Source organism: Psychrobacter sp. 72-O-c (genome assembly GCF_904846605.1).
GTDB lineage: Bacteria > Pseudomonadota > Gammaproteobacteria > Pseudomonadales > Moraxellaceae > Psychrobacter.
Genome location: NZ_CAJHBI010000009.1, coordinates 16,654 through 38,438, shown reverse-complemented (window position 1 = coordinate 38,438; position 21,785 = coordinate 16,654). Strand labels below are relative to the sequence as shown.

At 43.1% G+C, this 21,785-nt stretch carries 13 protein-coding genes and 2 tRNA genes; 5 read left to right on the top strand and 10 right to left on the bottom strand.

Translation table 11 applies throughout. The features are described from left to right. Nucleotides 1-117 precede the first annotated feature (117 nt). Both gyrA and JMX97_RS04585 read right to left on the bottom strand, forming a co-directional pair. Nucleotides 118-2,856, bottom strand: coding sequence for a DNA gyrase subunit A (gyrA, locus tag JMX97_RS04590; RefSeq protein WP_201555758.1), 2,739 nt, complete (start codon nt 2,854-2,856; stop codon nt 118-120). Nucleotides 2,857-3,561: 705 nt separating this feature from the next. Continuing rightward, nucleotides 3,562-5,268 (bottom strand): alpha/beta hydrolase family protein, encoded by a 1,707-nt coding sequence (locus JMX97_RS04585; RefSeq protein ID WP_201555757.1) that lies wholly within the window; start codon nt 5,266-5,268, stop codon nt 3,562-3,564. A 367-nt stretch (nt 5,269-5,635) separates the two neighbouring features. Here JMX97_RS04585 and JMX97_RS04580 point away from each other — a divergent pair, with 367 nt between their 5' ends. Both JMX97_RS04580 and JMX97_RS04575 read left to right on the top strand, forming a co-directional pair. After that, a complete protein-coding gene (locus tag JMX97_RS04580) occupies nt 5,636-5,917 on the top strand; it encodes a hypothetical protein (RefSeq protein ID WP_201555756.1) in 282 nt (93 codons plus the stop codon). Between the two features lie 67 nt (nt 5,918-5,984). Next, nucleotides 5,985-6,932 (top strand): methyltransferase, encoded by a 948-nt coding sequence (locus tag JMX97_RS04575; RefSeq protein WP_201555755.1) that lies wholly within the window; start codon nt 5,985-5,987, stop codon nt 6,930-6,932. A 72-nt stretch (nt 6,933-7,004) separates the two neighbouring features. Here the strand turns inward: JMX97_RS04575 and JMX97_RS04570 are convergent, their stop codons facing one another. The 8 genes from JMX97_RS04570 to JMX97_RS04535 all read right to left on the bottom strand — a co-directional run bounded on the left by JMX97_RS04570 (nt 7,005) and on the right by JMX97_RS04535 (nt 19,200). Beyond that, on the bottom strand, nt 7,005-8,357 hold the full coding sequence (locus tag JMX97_RS04570) for an ABC transporter ATP-binding protein (RefSeq protein WP_201555754.1): 1,353 nt from the start codon (nt 8,355-8,357) through the stop codon (nt 7,005-7,007). Between the two features lie 136 nt (nt 8,358-8,493). Next, the gene (locus JMX97_RS04565) at nt 8,494-10,185 is read right to left on the bottom strand and encodes an ABC transporter permease (protein WP_201555753.1); all 1,692 of its coding nucleotides are present in this window, start codon (nt 10,183-10,185) and stop codon (nt 8,494-8,496) included. A gap of 69 nt (nt 10,186-10,254) precedes the next feature. After that, nucleotides 10,255-11,403 (bottom strand): extracellular solute-binding protein, encoded by a 1,149-nt coding sequence (locus JMX97_RS04560; RefSeq protein WP_201555752.1) that lies wholly within the window; start codon nt 11,401-11,403, stop codon nt 10,255-10,257. 236 nt (nt 11,404-11,639) lie between these two features. Continuing rightward, nucleotides 11,640-12,431 carry a 16S rRNA (uracil(1498)-N(3))-methyltransferase gene (locus JMX97_RS04555; protein WP_201555751.1) on the bottom strand — a complete coding sequence of 264 codons (792 nt, stop codon included), beginning with the start codon at nt 12,429-12,431 and terminating at the stop codon, nt 11,640-11,642. Nucleotides 12,432-12,590: 159 nt separating this feature from the next. Continuing rightward, entirely contained in the window at nt 12,591-13,739 is a 1,149-nt protein-coding gene (tnpB, locus tag JMX97_RS04550) for an IS200/IS605 family element RNA-guided endonuclease TnpB (protein ID WP_201555750.1), read from the bottom strand. Nucleotides 13,740-13,886: 147 nt separating this feature from the next. After that, nucleotides 13,887-15,566 carry a 3-deoxy-D-manno-octulosonic acid transferase gene (locus tag JMX97_RS04545; RefSeq protein ID WP_201555749.1) on the bottom strand — a complete coding sequence of 560 codons (1,680 nt, stop codon included), beginning with the start codon at nt 15,564-15,566 and terminating at the stop codon, nt 13,887-13,889. A 213-nt stretch (nt 15,567-15,779) separates the two neighbouring features. Next, nucleotides 15,780-17,441 carry a tetratricopeptide repeat protein gene (locus JMX97_RS04540; protein WP_201555837.1) on the bottom strand — a complete coding sequence of 554 codons (1,662 nt, stop codon included), beginning with the start codon at nt 17,439-17,441 and terminating at the stop codon, nt 15,780-15,782. A gap of 127 nt (nt 17,442-17,568) precedes the next feature. After that, nucleotides 17,569-19,200: a cardiolipin synthase gene (locus JMX97_RS04535; protein WP_227671457.1), complete on the bottom strand. Its 1,632-nt coding sequence runs from the start codon at nt 19,198-19,200 to the stop codon at nt 17,569-17,571. A gap of 372 nt (nt 19,201-19,572) precedes the next feature. On the opposite strand from JMX97_RS04535, the gene JMX97_RS04530 reads away from it, so the two are divergent. The 3 genes from JMX97_RS04530 (at nt 19,573) to JMX97_RS04520 (ending at nt 21,768) form a co-directional block, all read left to right on the top strand. Beyond that, nucleotides 19,573-19,648 (top strand) — tRNA-Val (locus tag JMX97_RS04530). A gap of 55 nt (nt 19,649-19,703) precedes the next feature. After that, a tRNA-Asp gene (locus JMX97_RS04525) sits at nt 19,704-19,780 on the top strand. A gap of 299 nt (nt 19,781-20,079) precedes the next feature. Next, nucleotides 20,080-21,768: a phosphoethanolamine transferase gene (locus JMX97_RS04520; protein ID WP_201555747.1), complete on the top strand. Its 1,689-nt coding sequence runs from the start codon at nt 20,080-20,082 to the stop codon at nt 21,766-21,768. The last annotated feature ends 17 nt before the right edge of the window (nt 21,769-21,785 follow it).

Below are 21,785 nucleotides of genomic sequence, written 5' to 3'. Positions count from 1 at the left end.
CGGTATTACTTTATGGTACTCAAATTATATGTCAGTATTATGTCAAACGCCGACTGAATAAGCAATAATCTTGCTTATCCAGTCTTAGTCTAGTCTGCGAATTACAAACTCAAACGCTTATTCTGCGTCGTTGTCGATAACGTTGTCATCATCAACATTGTCATCATCAACGCCATCACTAACAGTGCTTTCAGTCGCAGCATCTACGTCCATTTGTTCCTGACCTTCTACTTCAAAGACACCATCTTCTTTTAAGGCGTCAACTAAAGCATTATCGCTTTCTACATACTCAACCCGCGCCATAGCAACCAGTTTTTCATCTTTTGACAAACGAATCAGAGTGACGCCTTGGGTGTTACGTCCCGCACTAGCCACGTGTTCAACGGGTGTACGTACCAAGGTACCTTTATCAGATATTAAAATAATATCATCTTCAGGTTCAACCTTAGTCGCCCGTACCAGTGCTCCGTTACGTTTACTGGTTTTGATAGCGATAACACCGCCACCGCCACGCCCTTGTTTATTGAATTCCTCGATAAAGGTACGCTTACCAAAGCCGTTTTCGCAGGCAATCAAGATTTCTCGAACATCTTGTTCAATGACCACTAGCGACTTGATAAACTCATCATCAGCAAGGCGCATACCGCGAACACCTTTGGCAGTACGTCCCATAGAGCGTGCGTCATTTTCATCAAAACGTATCGCTTTACCACTAGACGCAAACAGCATTACGTCTTGAGTGCCATCAGTAATACGGGCGCTAACTAACTTGTCACCCTCTTCTAAACCAACGGCAATCAAACCGTTAGAGCGAATACTGGCAAACTGCTCAAGCTCTACCCGTTTTACCGTACCGTTAGCGGTAGCAAAGAACACAAAATGACCAGTTACTTCAGCAGTGGTTTGCGGTATCGGTAAAATAGTCGTTACTGTCTCATCATTATTAAGCCCAATCAGATTAACCAATGGACGACCACGTGCGCCGCGACTGGCAATCGGCACTTCAAAACCGCGCAGACTAAATACTCGACCAGTATCAGTGAAGCACAACACGGTGGCATGGGTTGAGGTCACTGCTAGATGATCAATCACATCGTCTTCTTTCATAGCAGTGGATGACTTGCCTTTACCGCCACGTTTTTGGGCGACATAGTCGTCGATCGGTTGGGTTTTTGCATAACCAGTACGCGAGACGGTCATCACGACCGTTTGTTCAGGAATAAGATCTTCACGGCTAAAGTCAGTACGTGAATCAATAATATCGGTACGGCGTTCATCACCGAAGTTTTCACGAATCTCAATCATCTCATTAGAGATAATGGTCATTAATTTATCAAAATCACCAAGAATAGATTCTAAATTCGCGATTTCACGTAATAAGTCTTGATACTCTTCCGTCAGCTTATCTTGCTCAAGACCAGTTAAACGGTGCAGTTGCATCTCTAAGATCGCATTGACCTGATCTAATGATAAGCGATAGCTCTCTATACCTTCAGCACCATCATTAATTAAGCCAAATGGTGCTTTTGGATCTTCACCTTCAATAAAGTCAGGACGTACTGATTGACTACCTGCAGCAGTGAGCATCGCTTGTACGCTGCCTGAACCCCAAGTATTGTTTAGTAAGCTTTCACGTGCTTCACCGCGGCTTGCAGAGGCTTTAATAGCGGCAATAATCTCGTCAATATTGGCGAGAGCAACGGTCAAACCTTCGAGCAAATGACCACGTACGCGTGCTTTATTCAGCTCATAAATAGTACGGCGCGTCACTACTTCTTGACGATGACGTACAAAAGCAGCAATCAGCTGACGCAAGGTCAATAGCTTAGGCTGACCATTGTCCAGCGCCACCATATTGATACTAAAGCTAGACTCAAGAGGCGTTTGAAGAAACAGATTGTTGACAATAACCTCAGCGGTCTCACCACGACGCAAATCAATAGCGATACGCATACCGTCTTTATCAGACTCATCGCGTATTTCGGTAATGCCTTCGATTTTTTTGTCCCGTACCAATTCAGCAATACGTTCAATCAGTTTTGCTTTGTTGGTCTGATAAGGCACTTCAGTAAAGACAATACGCTCACGATCACGGTTGACACCCGTGTCACTCATGGCCTCAATAATATAACGACCACGAACATGCAGACGGCCTTTACCGGTGCGATAAGCATCTAAGATACCCGCACGGCCATAAATGATACCGCCTGTCGGGAAATCCGGACCTGAGATATAAGTCATCAGCTCTTCGGCTGAGATTTGCGGGTTTTCTGCATAAGCTAGGCAAGCATTAATCACTTCGGTCAGGTTATGCGGCGCCATGTTAGTCGCCATACCAACAGCAATACCTGTTGCGCCATTGACCAGCAAGTTAGGAACACGCGCAGGTAGGACGCTTGGCATGCGTTCAGAGCCGTCGTAGTTGTCTTCCCAGTCGACCGTGTCTTTATCCAAATCAGCGAGCATTTGATGGGTCAGCTTGGTCATACGTACTTCGGTATAACGCATCGCTGCCGGTGGATCATCATCAATTGAGCCAAAGTTACCTTGACCGTCAATCATCGGGTAGCGCAAACTAAAATCCTGCGCCATACGCACAATCGCATCATAGACAGCACTATCGCCATGCGGGTGGTATTTACCGATGACATCACCGACCACACGCGCCGACTTTTTATAAGCTTTATTATAGTCATTGGATAACACGTGCATCGCATACATCACACGGCGGTGTACTGGCTTGAACCCGTCACGCACATCAGGTAGCGCACGCGAGACAATCACGCTCATCGCATAATCCAAATAGGATTGTTTCAATTCATCGACGATGCCAATAGGACTGACCGATTCGCTCATATACATTCCTTCAATCACACCCATTCTCTAAATTTGTATCACTTATAGTTTCTAGTTTATTTACATCTATAGTCTGCTATACATAAAATTAGCCGCATAAGTATGCTGCTATTGTTAAGGTATAAAGCTTGAATATCAGTCATAAAATAAGTACTACAAACCGCGCGAAAATATAGAAAGATGGCGATAGTTTTAATGGTAAATAAAAGAAGCTATTTTAGCACAAATTTGCCTGTTTGGGGGCATTTGCGTGCTGTTAACCCGTAACGAATCAGGTCGTTTGTGGTGATTATTTTAGATTATTTATTAGGGTCTGAAAATGACCAACTTATGAAGCTACTGTTCAAATAATATCAACGACATATTTTTTGGATTGACTGTTTTGCCATTTTTACAGACAAACTTACCGTCTTTTGAACAATGGTCTACCCCGCCAATTTTGCCTGAACAAGGCGTATTACGGGCTTGTGCTTGGGTGATAGATGCATTGATAAAAGTGAGTACCAATAAAGCAGTAGTGATTGATTGCGTACTTTTCCCTTAATTTAAACCTTCTATGATTTTAAGCTGCTATAACTTAAGATTGCTTTGATCTAGGTAAAAGGTTTAACCCATAAAAAACTGCACCCTTACGGATACAGTTTTTATTCGTTATAAATTTAACTCTAGATTATTAATAACTAGCTACCTTAAAATCTAATTACTTCAAGATATTTTAGATACATTAATAAAGTTCTGATCAAAAAACTCACGAGTAGCTTGCGTACAAGCAGTACTGACTAGACCACCATGGTAGCTGCCCAATACTGCAGCGCCAGCAGCAGCTTCAAATTGTGCTTGAGTATTTGCACCTGCGGCTTGAGCCTCTGCAATGGCTTTATTCTGAACTGCTGTCAATGTAACAGCAAACCTGTTTTGAACATTATCAACTGTTGGCGTTGACATCCATGGGTTGCTCATAGCACTACCAATCGCAGTCACTGCACCTCGATTATCCCTCACATCAACATCTAATACAGTAATGTTAAGGTTAGCTTCGGGAGCTGCACTTGCTTGCTGCAATATGGCTGTCATCGAACCAGTATTCAGATCGTAATATACCGTTGGATCTTGATTACCACCACATAAGAGCGTTGGCATTTTGGGTACATAACCACGCAGATCATTGTCTTTTAAGGCTTTACGTAGGTTGTTTTGTGGACTAGTAGCAGGAAACGCACCCGTTTTAGCTATTAAATCATCAGGGTGTTTTATGGCATCTGCTAAGTAAGCTGCTCGAAAATCAGTTTTTATCAGATATTTTTCAGCTGCAAATCCTAAGAATGCGAAAGGCAATTCACTATTTGGTAGTTGATCAATTACAGGGTTACTTGTAGGTTTTGCTTGAAACAGCGCATTATCAGGTAGTTTATTCGCATCCACTAGCTCACCAAAACTTTGCAAACTTGGTAGTTTAGTATTTGCATACTCTGTCGTAAATATTTCTGAGCTACTTCCGTATACGTTTTTATACTTTTTGTCCAAACCAATCGCTAGTAACGGTGCAAATCTGGTCGCCCCAATATTGACGTTACCTTCAAATATGTAATCACCAAACGCCGCTAACGCATAAGGTCCTGACGATGGTGCAATCGCAGTGACATGCTTACCTTGTTGCTGGAGCAAGCGCGCAGTCGCCATAACCACATGCCCACCTTGTGAGTAACCGCTGATGAACAATTCGCCTGAGTCCTCAATATTAATATAACTTGTATCATTGACAAGCTTTTGCTCTTCGATGATGGCACGCGCGCTATTTAAAGCGTCGACCATATCAGTGGATTGCTGATCAGCCACGAGGTAAGGATGATAGTCAAGATCAGATTCATCATAGCCGGCGTAGTTGGGTGCGACAACGATATAGCCTTGTGCGGCAAAGTTCGCTGCTATTAATGTGGCCTCATTAGCTGCTGGATTTTGAGGCTTGCCTACTTGACTAAAGTCATAGTTCTTATCAGTAGTGGTACCATGAGCGTAGAGCAATATAGGTCGATCGCCTTTGCAGTCAGCACTATTACCACTGGGTAGCATTACTGCAGCAGTGGCATTAGTACGCTCGCCAGCAGCCCCTACAGTCGGATAGTTAACTTTTTCTATCTTGATATCACATTTAGCTTCAGGTGCAGCTACTCCAGCACTAATTATGTTATTTATATCATTGGCAGTAAATGAATTTATAGGCTCAACGGTCGTAGCATAGGTAACGTTTGTAGTGTTGTCATTATCATCGTCACCACAACCAGCAAGTAGTAACGCACTCGCTACCGCAAATGATAATAGACAACGCGTCATTGTTGGCGTATTTATTTTGCTAGTATAGGATGGTGGATGGGTATTGAAATCGGGTCTGACAGTCGTTTTAATTATTTTCATTTTCGCTATCCTTAGCAGTAATTAAAAGAGAGTTTCTACGTCCTTGGTAGTCGACAAAAGCAAACTTTGTGTCTTGCATCTTACTGTTTATACCTTAAAATGTTATGAAAAGCTACTAAGAAGTGTGCTAGCAGAAGTCATCGCAAAATATATGCACAGCACGACCATCGAGTACCTATGTCTTAACCACACTTTTAATAACTCATAATCATGATTAATTTATTGATTCTATGAGCCACTTACCTCACGAAATTTTCTGTTATTGTAGACAAAATATTCCTACCCGCTACACTAGTGACAGTTTCGTTTTAACAATAGTGATCTAGCACCTCAAAACATCGCCACTTATATATAGGCCTTACTTATTATGGATATCATTTTTGCTATCGTTTGGATTTTGGCGATGGTGTTATACAGTTTTTCTAGCGATTATGCCGTCAGTTTTCCTAATCATAATAATAGCGCCTTACCGTTTGTGCGTTGGGGTTCGCTACTGGTGGCTATGGGATTATCAGCTTATCTCGCCTCTGCCTATCAAGCCAACTTGCAAGGGTCTGGTATTTGGGTGTTCGTTGCGGTGGTATTTGTGATAATCACTTTATCTAAGCTTATATTTAAATGGGTCATCAACCGACGGCGTAAGCGTTAGTTTAGGCCGTGTTGCTTAAATAATCTCACTTAACATAGCAATTATAATAAAGACAGCGTAAATACCTATGCAAACTGATAATAAAGACAATCACAACCAAGTCACTGCTGCTTTGACCGACCACAACAGTCAAGCGCCAGACTTGGTAGAGCCAGTAGGCGAACGTACTGATCGTAGTTTTGATACCATTGCTGATCATTTTGAAAAAAAGGTTTATGGGGGTTTAAAAGGCGAGATACGATTGGCCGTGTTGCGACGTGATATCTTTGAATATACGCAGCAGATGTCTAAATATTTTGGGCGTCCGCTACGTATTTTAGATGTTGGGGCTGGGCTTGCGCAAATAGCCATTGATCTTGCTGCGCAAGGTCATCAGGTTGTGGTCAATGATATTTCAGAAAATATGCTTGCTAAGGCCAAAGCTAATTTTGAAAAACAAAAGGCGGCTGCAAATATTGATACTTTTAATACGAGAGCTTTCGGGGAGATGACATGGCACGTCTGTCCATATCAACAGCTTGAAGAGAAATTAAATCCTGAAAACAGTAGTGTTGATAAAACTAATTCTGATAAATCTACCAAGTTTGATTTAATCTTGTGTCATGCGCTACTTGAGTGGCTGGCAGAACCGGCAGCAATCATGGACTTTTTTGATCGGCAACTTACCGATAATGGCGCGCTGTCGTTATGCTTTTATAATCCGGTAAGCTATGAGTATCGTAACCTGATTATGGGTAATTTTAACCTACTCGATAATACAGAGTATCAATCGGACAATAAAATCAGCTTGACTCCGAATCATCCCGTTGCCAAGCAGCAAGTAGAGTCATGGCTACAGCACCACCATTATAATATTGTGCTCACAAGTGGTCTGCGCGTGTTTCATGATTATACGCCGTTAAAACGCGGCGGCAATACTGATCCCGAAGCAGTGATACGGATGGAGCTGCGCTACTCACAGCAAGAGCCCTATAAATGGTTAGGACGTTATTTGCACATTTTGGCCACTCGTTAGGCATAATTGATTTTTCCTAAACTTTGATGACTGTTAAATACCAATCAGCACTTATATAAGCTTAACCATACCTTATGACATATCATATTCTGACCAAGTGGTGGCGTTAATATTCTTTTCATCGAAGACTACCACATGCTTGAGCATCGGTAAAATACCAATACGTGTGCCAATATCATGGTTATGATGGCTGGAAACCAAAGCCAATACCGTTTGTCCGTCATCTAATTGCAAGCGATATAGGTAGTTTGCCCCGCGGAATACGCGTCCAACCACTAGTGCTGTTTGTTTACTATCATCATCATGAATGACATCGTCAGGGCGTACCAACACCTTAATTAACGTACCATTAGGGTAGTCATACTCGCAGTACTGTGGCCGCCCCGCTTCATCATATACTTCCATCCGCCGGTAAATATCGCCAAGCGCGGTTTCAACATGACCTTCCTTAATGATGCCATCTATCATCGCGCCTTCGCCTACGAACTCAGCAACAAACGGACTGACTGGCTCATGATATAGCTCAGTTGGAGTCGCCCACTGTACCAGCTTACCTTGGTGCATGACCCCCACTTTATCCGCCAATGCAAAGGCCTCGTTTTGGTCATGAGTGACTAAAATTGCAGTAGTGTTAGTACGTTTAAGAATATCGCGAACGCTCATCGCTAGCGACTCACGCAGTAATACATCTAGATTAGAAAATGGCTCATCAAGTAACAGTAATTTAGGTTTCGGTGCTAATGCTCGTGCTAAAGCCACCCTCTGCTGCTGACCACCTGAGAGCTCAGTTGGGCGCTTATCCGCATGCTCAGACAGCTCAACGAGAGCAAGCATCTCAGCAACCCGTGCTTTCTTGTCAGCGGCTGACCATTTATTAAGACCAAAGGCAATATTTTTGGCAACGCTTAGATGCCCAAACAGCGCATAATCTTGGAACACCATGCCCATTCCGCGCTTGGCGGGTGCCACCGCAAATGAAGTACGCGCCGTCTGCTCAGTTAAACACTGATTATTTAAGCTAGTCGTTCCAAGGCGCGTTGGCTCTAGACCTGCAATTGCGCGCAATGCTGTGGTCTTTCCACAGCCGCTGAAGCCCAAAAAGCAACCAATTTCACCTTGTTGTAAGGTCAGCGACAGCCCATTTACCACCGTGATATCGTCATAACCAACGACTAAATTCTGCACGCTAAAATAGGGCTTATCAGGGATGCCTGCTTTATCAAGACTCGTTTCATTAGGATAACTATCGCCGTTATTTTGACTAGAACTCTGATTATTATCTGCATGCTTGTTTTTAGATTCAAGCTTTCTAGCTTGTAGCTTTGTAGGCGCTGAAATTTTTTCGGAATTAGCAGATCGCGCCTTAGTTTTGGCTAACCTTGGGTCTGATTGGTCTGTCGAGTCATTAATCAAGTTAGTATACATAGACGGCACCATTAGGCGATAAATAAAAAGCGATGAATGAGTGAAGCGGTAAAAATAAAGCAGTGCAATAAAGGGTTGTATTTATAACCTAAAATAATAACTTATTCAGTCTTTTATTATTTTGTGACAGGGAAATCTAACCCGTTTTGTCACTTTGACGCAGCAATATCCAAACGGGAAGAAGCCCAACCAACACTATCAATAAGCTAGGCAATGCGGCGCGTCCCCACATCCCTTCACTGGTCATCTCAAATACCCGCACTGCTAGCGTATCCCAACCCTGCCGCCGCGTCATTAAAGTAATGGGCATCTCTTTCATAACCTCAACAAAACCCATTAGTAAGGCAGTTAGTACCCCTGGGCTGAGCACAGGCAGTACCACTTGCCGCCAGCGTTGTATCGGACTGTCACTGAGCAATTCAGCGGCGGCTTCTTGATTAACTGTTAACCGCTGCAATTGACGGTCTACTGGTTGAAAACTGACGGTCATAAAGCGCGTCGATAATGCCAGCAGCATCACGACAACACTACCTGATAGCACTTGATGGGAGGTAACACCAAAAGCAATCAGTTGATTATCAACCCAAGCAATAGGTATAAATACCCCAACCGCCAACACCGTACCCGGTACCACATACCCTAAATTGGCTAAAGTTGTCAGCAATTTAGTGGTTTTATCCGGATATTGACGCTTAACCCACGCAATGATGATAGCTAAGAATGCAATGAAAAGCGTGGTCATACTAGCAATTATTAGGCTATTAGTAACAAAATCAAGATAGCGCTGATCAAAATCTTGGCGAAAATTCATCGCTGTCCAATAGACCAGCTGTAAGAAGGGTACTAAAAAGGCAATTAAAAACACTACCGTACACAACAAGGTCATCGCAATTTTGGCCGGAGGGCTGGCATCAAAACGGCGGTTACTGCCTTGGGTTACGGTATTGCCGCGTCTTGCTTGCCAATATTGCTCGAAAAGCACAACGATAAATATGACCCCAATTAACAGAGCGGCTAATTGAGCAGCGGTCGTTAAACTGAAAAATCCAAACCAGGCCTTATAAATAGCAGTCGTAAAGGTATCCACATTAAATACGGACACCGCACCAAAATCAGCAAGGGTCTCCATGCTGGCCAGTAACAAACCACCAACCACCCAAGGGAGTGCTTGCGGTAATGCCAAACGAAAAAACACACTACTGCGACTCAGACCCAGCATTTGACCCGCTTCAATCGCACGTCGCCCTTGTGACAAAAAGGCTTGGCGTGCCAGCAAGTAAACGTAAGGGTAAAATGCCAGCGACAAGACTAAACCTGCGCCCCAGATATTGCGTACTGAAGGTATGGCAGTACTAATACCGAAATCGCGCAGACCAGTCTGTAACGGCCCACTAAAATCAACAATTCCTATTGTGACGAATGCCAGAACATAAGCCGGTATCGCCAGTGGCAACATGAGCGCCCAAGAAAAAAATCGCTGCCCAGGAAAACGATACATGCTCGTCACCCATGCCAGCGCCGTACCGATACTACCTGAAATCGTTATAACCATTAATAATAAAATGGCGGTATTCTTCAGGACTTGCGGCAGCACATACTCACGCATGTGCGTCCAGATATCGGCTACTGGCTGTGTCCACGATAGCAGTACCACTAAAATCGGTATCAACATAAACAACGAAATCAGCCCTAAGACTGATTTCGAGATAATACGTTTGCGGACTGCGTGGTCTTGGCTGACAGCCTGACTGCTATTGTCACTACCCTTGTTAGTATTGTCATTTACAGTGTTGTCTTTACTAGCAGACGCTCCTGGCATTGTCATCATAAAATTATTACCATATCAGACGTATAAAGACCATGACCCATAACAACTTATAAACTTACTGACCAGCCATTATTTATATCCGGCTTTATCCATCATTTGAATCGCTTGGGTCTGTAATGAGCCGAATTTTTGTACATTAATGTCGTCTTTTTTGAACTCGCCCCATGATCTGAGCATATCCGACTCATCGACACCTGCTTTTACCGGATATTCTTTATCAGAACTGGCATAAATACCTTGTGCTTTATCAGCAGATAACCATTCCATTAGCTTAAGCGCGCCATCGGGATTGTCTGAGCCTGTTACCACACCGGCACCAGAGATGTTCACATGCGTACCAGTAGACTCTTGGTTTGCCCAGAATATTTTTACTGGGAAATTCGGCTGTTCATCCAGCAGACGACCATAATAATAACTATTGGCAATACCCACTTCACACTGGCCTGCGGCAATAGCCTCTAACAGACTGGTATCGTCACTAAACACATCAGTGGCTAAGTTATCGACCCAGCCGCGAATGACTTGTTCGGTTTTTTCCTCGCCTAAATGCTCCATCATGCTGGCCACGAGTGATTGATTATAAACCTTTTTCGAGGTACGTAGACATAGCTTACCTTTCCATTTTGGATCTGCTAAATCTGCGTAAGTGGATAGCTCGGCGGCATCAACTTTGCTCGGATCATAAAAGATAGTACGCGCACGTAGAGACAGCCCTGTCCATTGACCTTTTGGATCACGGTATTTAGCAGGAACGTTGCTCTCTAACACGCTAGAGGCGATTGGTTGCAATAAGCCCTGCTGCGACGCTTGCCACAAGTTACCCGCATCTACAGTTAATAACATATCCGCTGGCGTATTTTTACCTTCAGCTTGTAGACGCGCCATGAGTGGACCGGTTTTATCAGTGACCAGCTCAACCTTCACGCCCGTTTCTTCAGTATATTTATCTAATAATGGCTTGATTAACTGCTCATTGCGTGAAGAATAAATGGTAACCACTTGATCATTGTTAGTCGCCGCAACGCCATCGGTGGTGGCGTCTTGTCCAGCGACAGGCGCGGTAGTTTCTACTGGCATATCGGCATCCGCACTTTGCTCAGGCGTTTCCGCTTTGTTACAACCTACCAAACCCAACATCAAGCTAAATACAGCAACAGATAAGGTGACTTTGACAGGGCGGGTAAAAGATAGAGGGGCTGTAATCGCATTCAACGACATGGTTTTCTCCATAAATAGTGCGATAAATCGGTAAAGTAAAATTATAGAATCAACAGCTAAAGGATAAAAAGAACCGAAAAGAGGCTGATAAATAAATAGTAAAAACTGAAAGCGACATACTAATACAAATGAGATTAGTTATCAATACATTTATATTACCCTGTACTTTGCATGCTTATGCTGTCTCAACAACACTCATTAAAAGGATACTTAATAGTAGTATTTCGCCATAGATTTTACAGTAACCACTGTCCAAGAAGCGCATTTACGGCAGCCTCTGTCCGTAGTACTCGCCGGCCCATATTGACCGCTTGGCACCCTTGCGCCGCAAGCAACTCAATCTCGTAGTCAATCCAACCACCTTCTGCGCCAATACAGACCACACTGGGCAAGGCTGATTTCATATGTAATTGCTTATGTTCTTGATTAGAAATACTTGCAGCGCTGTTCAAGGTATAAACTGTAGGCTGAGCATGTTGCTGTAGATACTGCCCTAACGACAGCTCACTATAAGGGTGCGCCACGATGGCACAATTGGTCATTAAACTTGCCAGCTCATCTTCGACAAACGGTTTAAAACGTTTTTGTAGGGTAATACGTGGAACCAGGGTATCGACGCCTTGTTGCAACCCTTCTAGTACAAACTCATCAAGACGCGCTAATAAGGGACTTTGCCAATAGCTTTTTTGGGTACGATAGCTATTGATCAGGACGATATCGCGCACACCTATCGCAGTCATATCCATAACTAAACGCCGCAAAACTTTTGGACGCGGCAATGCCAAAACTACGGTGACATCTAACTTAGGAGGCGGTTCAATAGTCAACCGTACATCGCAAAGCTGAATCTTAGCAGGCGTCATCTCATCAATGACAGCGGTACCAAGATTGCCACCAAGTTGGCCAATCTTTAACGTCTCACCAACTTGCGCGCCCAACACCTTACTAATATGCTCAATTTGCCTAGGCGCATCAATTAGAGCATGAGTTGGCGAAAAGTTAGCCGCTGGTAATAAAATACAGTTCATACAGCATGTCGCTTAATAATGAGTGGGGAGCCTTGGGTAGAAGCAGATGGTTGGTAGCTAATGATATGAACTACCCGCCGCTTTAGAAGCGGGGGTTTCTTAGGTAACGCCCATACTTAGTACGATGTTTTGCACCAGCGGTTAGGCGAATTTACTAAGCTAACTCCCTTGCACCAAGGGTTCTTTTAGTTTTAGACAGCGCAACCCTTCATTGAGGATATTGATACTAGCGTTGATATCTCTATCATTATTTTGCAGACAGAACGGGCAGTCCCATGATCGCACTGACAACGGCAACTCCTCTTTAGTCAGCACATGACCACAGCCTGAGCAAGTTTTAGAAGATGGATACCACCGGTCTATTTTGACAAGCGCTTTACCGTACCATTCTGCTTTATAGGCAAGCATAGTGGTAAATGTTGACCATGAGCTGTCTGATATAGCTTTTGCAAGCTTCCTGTTCTTAACCATGCCTTTGACGTTCAAATCCTCAATCGCAATAACATCGTGGTTTTTGATGATATTGAATGAGAGTTTATGTAGAAAGTCTTTACGGGTATGGGTTATTTTCTCGTAAACCTTAGCAACTTTTAGGCGCTGCTTTTGATAGTTTTTACTGTCAGATAGTTTGCGCTGTTGATTGCTAGCAACCAATCTGCGTTTAGCTAGTATCTTTTGTTCGCGCCCCAATTTATCTTGTAAGCTAGCTAAAAACTTAGGGTTAGCAACTTTTGACCCGTCTGATAGGACGATAAAGTGGGTTAATCCTAAATCAATGCCGATATTAGAGTGGGTTTTTGGTAAAAGAGAAACAACGGTTTCAACCAATAAGCTGACGTAGTATTTACCTGATGGGGTTTTGCTGATGGTGGCACTCTTAATCAATCCATTGATAGAACGGTGTATCTTCGCCTTGATGTGACCAATTCTAGGCAACTTAACGGTGGTGTTTGTGACCGCCACTGTCCCTTTTTGGTTGTTGGTGGTGTAACTGTCTTTTTGTCCTTTTTTCTTGAATTTAGGGAAGCCTGCGCCTTGTTTGAAGAACTTGCTATAAGCACTGCGTAGGTTTTGCTGCACATTATCTAAAGCTAAGCTATCCACCTCTTTTAACCACTCAAACTCAGTCTTGTACTGAGCTGGCGTGTTTTTGAGTTCGGTTTTATTTTCTTTGTAATACTCAATCTTATCATTAAGCATCTTGTTCCAAATAAAGCGCGTACAACCAAATGACTTAGTAAAGAATAGCTGCTGATCCTCTATCGGGTACAGTCTGACTTTATAGGCGTTAAGGACTTGCTTGGTCATGAGATACTTGCTTTATTAAGTGTTATGTTTATTATACCAAAAACATCAAATAGTAACCTAAAAATACGCATTCATCCCACTACTTTAGAAGTAGGGGACTTCTGCGCTGAGGTGTTAAAAACAGTTATTAAAAGTTATCCATAAATCTTAGTATTCACTGCTCGGAAATTGCTTAACAACCTCTTCAATCATTGTAAGTTGACGAGTAAGTACCGATTGCTGCTGTAGGGTTAACTGCTTACCTGCCTGTCCTGCCTGCGTCGCTAGTTGCGGATGACTGAGCCACAACTGCAGTTGTTCATAAATAAGGGCGCTATCATCAGCATCCGCAGCTTGCACAATAAGTTCAGATCTATTCTGCTCGACTGGCTGGTCATCAAGAGTAAGAGCTCGATAAAAATGATTGCTCGGCTGATATAGCGCGCCAACGCCAGCAAGTTTATCAACCACACTTTGACAAGACTGGGTATAGCCTCCCATCAATACAGGCGTTGCCACACTCGCCGGCTCAACAGGGTTATGTCCACCAATATCAACCAATGAGCCACCGACCAGCGCCACGTCAGCCAATGCATACCAGTGCATAAGCTCACCCATACTATCTGCCAGATAAACTTGCGTCTGCGCGCTGATGGCTTCCTGATTACTACGTCGCGCCATTTGTAACCCTGACTTTTGAACAAGCTCTGCCACTTCATTGAAGCGCTCAGGATGTCTGGGCACGATAATTAGTAAGGCTTCAGCCAGTGCGGGGATTGATAATAGCTGCTGTTGTAATGACAGCGCGGTATCTTCTTCACCGCTATGTGTGCTTGCTGCTACCCAAATAGGTCGGTCGAACTGTTTTGACTGCTCTAATTCAACTTTAGGGTCATTTCCCATGTCACTTTCAGTACCACTTTCAATATCGCTCTCAATACCACCTTTTTGCTTCTCTATTTGCTTCTGTATAACGTCATTATCGTCTTTTATATCAGTGACTTTAACGTCAATTTTAGGGCTATTAATCACCCATTTAAGCGAGCCTGCCACGCGAATCTGTGCACTATGAGCGCCCAACTGCCGAAAGCGCTTAGCAGATTCATCATCTTGGGCGATGATTAAGGTCAGGTTTTGCATCATGCTGCGACTCACCGCGCTAATTTTTTGGTAACGGGTAAAAGACGCAGCTGATAAGCGACCATTAACTAAAATACTTGGAATATGATGTTGAGAGAGCTTAACCAGAATATTTGCCCATAGCTCAGTTTCTACAAACAGCGCAGCGACTGGTTGCACATGCGCCAAAAAGGTCTCAATCACCGCCGGACTGTCTACTGGTACATAGCTGTGACTCAATCGACCTTGAGCAATCTCATCTGCGAAACGGCCGGCACCACGAGCAAACCCAGTCTGCGTGGTATTGGTCAGCCATATCTGATAGCCCTGCGCTAATAAAGAGTCTAATAATGGTGCAATCGTATTGGTCTCACCTAAGGAAACCGCATGACACCAAATAGTTTTATTATTAACATCAAAGCTATTAATATTAGAATTATTAACATCGGCTTTGTTAGCATCAGTGCTGACATCGGCCACGGGACGCGGTGGGTAATGTTTACCAAAACGCTGTGCAACCTCTTGCTGATAATTATCACGCTTATACGAACGCCGCCATACTTGCAGGCGGTATAGTGGTTTTAATAAGGTAATAATAAATCGATAATACCAAGGTGGCATGCTAGGCATGCGTGTGGTCAAGGGTACTGAGATAGCGTCTAGCTGATTGACAGGCGCGAGCGAATCGGGATTGGTAGACGGCTGTGGAGGTAAATGAAAAGATGGCATGCAAAAGCCCGGGTTAATAATGGATGAAATAATAAAAAGATGGCGTCAAAAAATGCGTTAATTCTACCTGAAATTAGCGCTTAACAATAACCTTTTAAACTAAGGTTTTTAAACCTAGCTATATGAACTACCCACTACCTTAGAGGTAGGGGATTTCTGCGCGAGGTTTGTTAAAAACAGATCTTTAAATCCAGTACTGTAAATAAAGTCCTGTTATACAAAAATGATTAACAATAACGCGGCTACTATCACAGCGCCAATCAATAATTGATAGCGCTTAAGGCTATGTTGCTCCTGCTGGCGTGTCGTTATCAACGTTTGCGCTTGCTGCCACTGCCCAACGAGATTGGCTGCTTCTACGTGACCATTTTCAGCCGCTTGCTCAAGCCAGTGTTTACCGCTATTAATATCTTGCGGCACACCTACCCCTTGATAATACATTCTACTAAGCAAGCGCTGGGCGCGGCTGTCTTTTTTATGAGCAGCTTGCTTGATCCATTCAACCCCTACCTCTTTGCCAGTATCTTTGCCAGTATCTTTACCTTTTTCACTATCTGTTGTCAGCCTTTCATCTAGCAGTTCATACATAGCAAGGCGTAGCATGGCAGCGGTATTACTAAGGTCAGCAGAATTTTTTAACTTCATAAGAGCTTGTTGCTTTGCAGCTTGATGGGACTCGGAGAAAATGACTTGTGCACGTGGCTTATTTTGCTTAGCGATATATTGTTCAAACTGGTCGAGGATTTTTCGCGCTTGTTGATAGTCATCGTTGCCGACAGTTTGTGTCACCTCAATCTCATCTAGCTCTGTGAGCAGTTGAATAAAAATTTCAGGCGTTGGCGGTGCTACGAGAGGAGCTACTTTTTTTGGTAGTGAAGATAAATCTTCAGTTGGGATTGATTTTGCATGATTCTCGTCGCCAGATGAGCCCGCATCAGTCACAGCGACTAGTGTGGGAATTATAGAGGCTTTATTAGCAGAGATTTTATTAGCAGACACTCTATCGGCTCGACTATCTACTGGTTTAAACTTATCGCCAGCAGGATTATTTAGCGTCTTGTCTGTTATAGCACTGGTTACTTTGGGAGCGGTTTTGGAATCTACTTCAGGTAAAACGTCACCTTCTGTGGTCTTAGCAAGCATGACAGCTTGAGTTGAGTTTAAACTTACATCTGAGCCTAGGTTCAAACTGGTACTTAAAATTGGCACAACAGTAGCAGTCTGACCAGCAGTCACAGGGGCAGCAGTCACGTTGGGTAGCCGTGTGATGACTGCTTGATATAAGCCGCTGGCTATTTGTCCCCCATGTACCGCCTCAAAATGCCGATCTATATGCCCAAACAGACGTAGCCCTATTGGCTCTAAAGCAAAAAATACGGGAGCAATTACTTTATAATTACTATCATCTCTATTATTGTCTTCGCTCCCTTTAATATTAGTATCATGGGTAACAGCCGCAATAAAAACAGAGGTGTCATTGTACAGCACCGCCATATGCTGATAAAAGTCATCAGTTGTCATTGCTAATTTAGGATAGCGAGCACGCAGCTCAAATTGACCATACCAATGAGGCGTATTTTGCCACTGCCGCGCCAATATTCGTCCTGCGTAAAACGCCAAAAACACCAGCAAATTACGATAGCGCTCATCAGCCAGTATCGTGGTTTCATCCCATGTGCTAGCTTTAACCCTATCACGGCGTATTTGCGATAATAACGTATCTATCCGCTGTAAGCTTACCAACGACTCATCTAACTGGCAGTTGCGCAACTGTGCTTCATAAGCCATGCTGCCAGCGATAGGACGCTTGTCTAAAAAGTCTTGCCAATAATCTTCTGCAATATAGTCGAGGGGCGTTAAGGAAGAAGCAGATATAGCAGGCATGAGGCAAGCGTATCCTTTGATGAAATAAGTTGACAGTGGCAGTAATGAGTCGACGGCGACTATAATAAAATAGTAAGAGCTTACCTTAACCTAAAATTTGAATGGCTACAATGAACCGCTACAGCAAGGGACTAAACAGGCGTACGACATTATCGAATAAGCGTTTATAATCACGGCGCTGCTCCCATTCTTCTAAGCCCATAAAACGACAGCTTTGTAAGTATGACTCCTGACAGTCAGCAACCTGCGCGACCATTTCTGGGGTATAAATCGCCAAACTAACCTCCATATTTAAATAAAAGCTGCGCATATCAATATTGACCGTACCAAATAAACAATAGTCATCATCGATAACCACTGTTTTGGCATGTAGCAGGCCGCCTTTAAATAAAGCAATGGTCACCCCCGCCTCTAACAGCTCTTGATAATAAGCTTGCGAAGCATGCTGTACCAAAAACGAATCGACCTTTTCAGGGACAATCAGCGTCACATCAACACCGCGCTTAGCCGCTGTGACTAACGCTCCTGATAAAGCTTCATCAGGAACAAAATATGGCGTGGTAATTTGAATACGTTTATTAGCGCGGTGGATAATGGTCACTAAAGTATTATAAATCACATGTGCGGTCAATTGTGGTGCTGAGGGAATCAGCTGTGCCACCACACCTTTTACCACTGGCATCTGCGGAATGACGATTGACGTTGACCCAGTGTTAAGTTGTTCAAAATGATCTACGCCATCATCTAGCACCTTTATGCGACTATTCATATCATTAATAGTCGGATCTAACACGTATAATTTACGCGTATAGTTATTAACTCGTTGATGCAACGCATCCAAATTGTCATTATTCTCAGCGCCAATATCAGTGACCACCACCTTGGCCATCGCGGTTGCAATACTGATTGGCTGCTGACTGACACTTCGTATCGCCACATCAATCCACTGTCCGACATCTTTATCTTGCTTAAAAAACTTAGGATCGACCAAGTTAAAACTGCCTATATAACCAATATATTCGTCAATAACCACAATCTTGCGATGGTTGCGCAGATCAGAACGCTTAAATAAGGTCTTAAATAAACCTACTGGCAGCGATTGATGCACAAAGACGCCAGCACGTTCTAAATCCCTATGCTCGTCGCTATTAAAGAAACTAAAACTACCCACACTATCTATGAGAAGGTGACACTCTACCCCGCGCTGAGCGGCCGCCATCAACGCTTGTATGACATCTAACACTTGCCCCTTCGGATAGATAATATAAAACTCTATCAAAATAGTACGTTGAGCGGCGTTAATATCATCAATCAAAAGCTCAAAAATAGCATTAGAGTGAGTTAATAGCTGCATGTCATGGTCTGAAAATACCCCAAACCCTGTCCAGCGGGTGCCCATTTGGCTAACACCGCGATAGTGTTCAGGGAGTAGCTCTTGGCCTTTATCAAAAACCAAACGCTCACGCTCCGCCATTTCATTCATAATGATGCCTGCCTGTTCCATCCGCTGACGATAACGGCGACCAATCATGGGCTCACCCACCAAAATATAAGCAAACAGCCCTACTAGAGGTAGCGTATACAACACGGCTATCCACGCAATGGCTACCCCAATGTTGCGCTGCACCGAAACAATACGTAGGGTCAGCACCACCATCAAGATAATGTTCAATATGAGACCGTACCCTGCAAAGTCGCCCCACGACCACGCTGCAAGTTGCGACTCAGTAGTTAAAGCTTTTATGTTCACCTCCATTAACCAATACGACTCATATACTTAAAACTAACTAAACATAAGCGCTCTTACTAAAACGTTACTAGTATAGTAAATTTTGGCAGTCACACAATAGGCAACTGTGTAGCCTGCCTTTACCCCCAATCATTCACCTTTGCCACATAATAGCGACCATTTTATAAAATATGTGAAATAATATTTGACAGGCCAATGTAAATGTATATAATACACACCCACAGCAAGGGGCTTTAATTAGTTCTGAGTTGTTGGAAGTTTTTCTGATTCTAGAGTGTGACACCTTTAGATAATCAAACTTCTAAGAAATCCTATTTAAAGGATTTCTCTTGCGAAACTAAAAAAGCGCTGCTTTTTTTATACGTTTCTCAAGGGTGATTAGCTCAGTTGGTAGAGCGTCTGCCTTACACGCAGAATGTCGGCGGTTCGAATCCGTCATCACCCACCACTCATTTAGCGAAGTGGGTCCTATTTATAAGGGCAAGACGCTAAAAACGACCTAAGCAGCGGTAGTTCAGTTGGTTAGAATACCGGCCTGTCACGCCGGGGGTCGCGGGTTCGAGTCCCGTCCGCTGCGCCATATTTAAAACGAATTTAAACCTTTGGGTTTAAGCAAGTTTCGCCTCAAACATAACTTTGTTTGGGGTTTTTTTGTGTCTGTTATTTCAAATATTTAGAATTGGAGCATTCCCTGATCTGATAAACAGATTTGATAAACATATCTAATGCTAAAAATCTCTCATTAAATATTCAGCTTTCATAGTTTTTGACTCAAGCTCTAAACCACTTATCAAGCCCAACCAGCTTAACATTTTCTTAACACCGCACCTGCTACCTTAAAGAATGACACCCTTTCTCATTCTATTAAGAAGTCCGTGTATGTCAAAATTATTAGTGCTTGATACAAATATTGTAAAGTCTGATAGTGTAAATAGCGTTAGAAGCAAATTCTATAATCGTGAGGTCAATCTTACTTACCTGATTATAGTAGTTACGTTATATCTGGTCGCTACGGCAAATATTGGCTTTTTTAAGCAAGTGCTGACTATTTACCCAGTAGCTGACAATATTGGCTTTCTAATTTCCCTTACCGGCTTACTGTTTGGACTGATGTGGTTAGTATTTCAGCTGCTATGCTATCGACCAACGGCAAAGATAGTATTGATTACAATGGTAATTATTGCAGCAATCTGTGGCTATTTTACTGATGCGTATGGGACGATATTTGATAGTAATATGCTCACCAATAGCTTACAGACTGACCAAGCTGAAGCGATGGGATTGATGGCACCAAGCTTGATTATTCGAGTACTATTGTTAGGCGTACTACCAGCCTTTATTATCAGAAAAATTCGTTTAAAGCGTCCTTCTTGGCGTCGAGCAATATTGCAAAAGACAGCCACTTTGATACTGTCTATTGCACTAATAGCAGTCTGCCTATTACCATTCGGTAATCAGTACGCCAGCTTTTTTCGCCAGCATAAATTAGTGCGTAGTTATACCAATCCCATTACTCCCATTTATTCAGTGATCAAACTCGGTACCGATTATGTCGATGAGCTAAGCCGACCTAATACCATGATACTTCATGCCACAGATGCAAAACGTATAGCACCCGTCAGTAGTACAGCGAAACCTAAGCTAATGGTCTTTGTGGTAGGAGAAACAGTTCGAGCGGATCACATTGGCTTAAACGGTTATAAGCGCGATACTATGCCACTGCTCGCCAGCCAGCCAGATATCTATAGCTTTAAAAACGCGACTTCTTGCGGGACATCTACAGCATATTCGGTGCCTTGCATGTTCAGTTATGCCAATAGAAAAGACTACGATATCGATACTGCTGAGTATAATGAAAACGTGCTTGATACGTTAAATAAGCAAGGCGTTAATGTCATTTGGCGAGACAATAACTCTAGTTCTAAAGGCGTGGCAGACCGAGTGACTTTTGAGGACTATAAAACTCCCGGGGTAAACCCTAACTGCGATAGTGAATGTAGAGATATTGGTATGCTTGATGGTTTTGATACCTTAGTCAAATCAGACGCTTCCCCCTCTACTAGCAAAAAAGACACGCTGATTGTGCTGCATCAGATGGGTAATCATGGCCCTGCTTACTACAAACGCTATCCCAAAGAATTTGAGGAGTACAAACCGGTATGCATGACCAACGAGCTTTCTAAATGTGATGCTCAATCCGTCATAAATGGCTATGACAATGCGATTCGTTATACCGATTACTTTTTGAATGCCGTTATTGATACGCTAAAACCCTATCAGCAAGATTATGATGTGGTGATGGTATATATTAGTGATCATGGAGAAAGTTTGGGTGAGAACAATATTTACTTGCACGGCCTTCCCTACAGTATTGCGCCAAATGCCCAAAAGCAGGTACCAGTAATTATCTGGTCTCCCAAAGACAATAGTATTAATTCTAACAGTCTATCTGATATGACCAATCAGCCGGTATCTCATGATTTTATTACGCCAACTTTACTGAAATTTTTTGGTATTACTACTCAAGAAGTTGCAGCAGCACCCACTTTTTTTGAATCTGCGAATTAAGTATTCTTTTATTACAG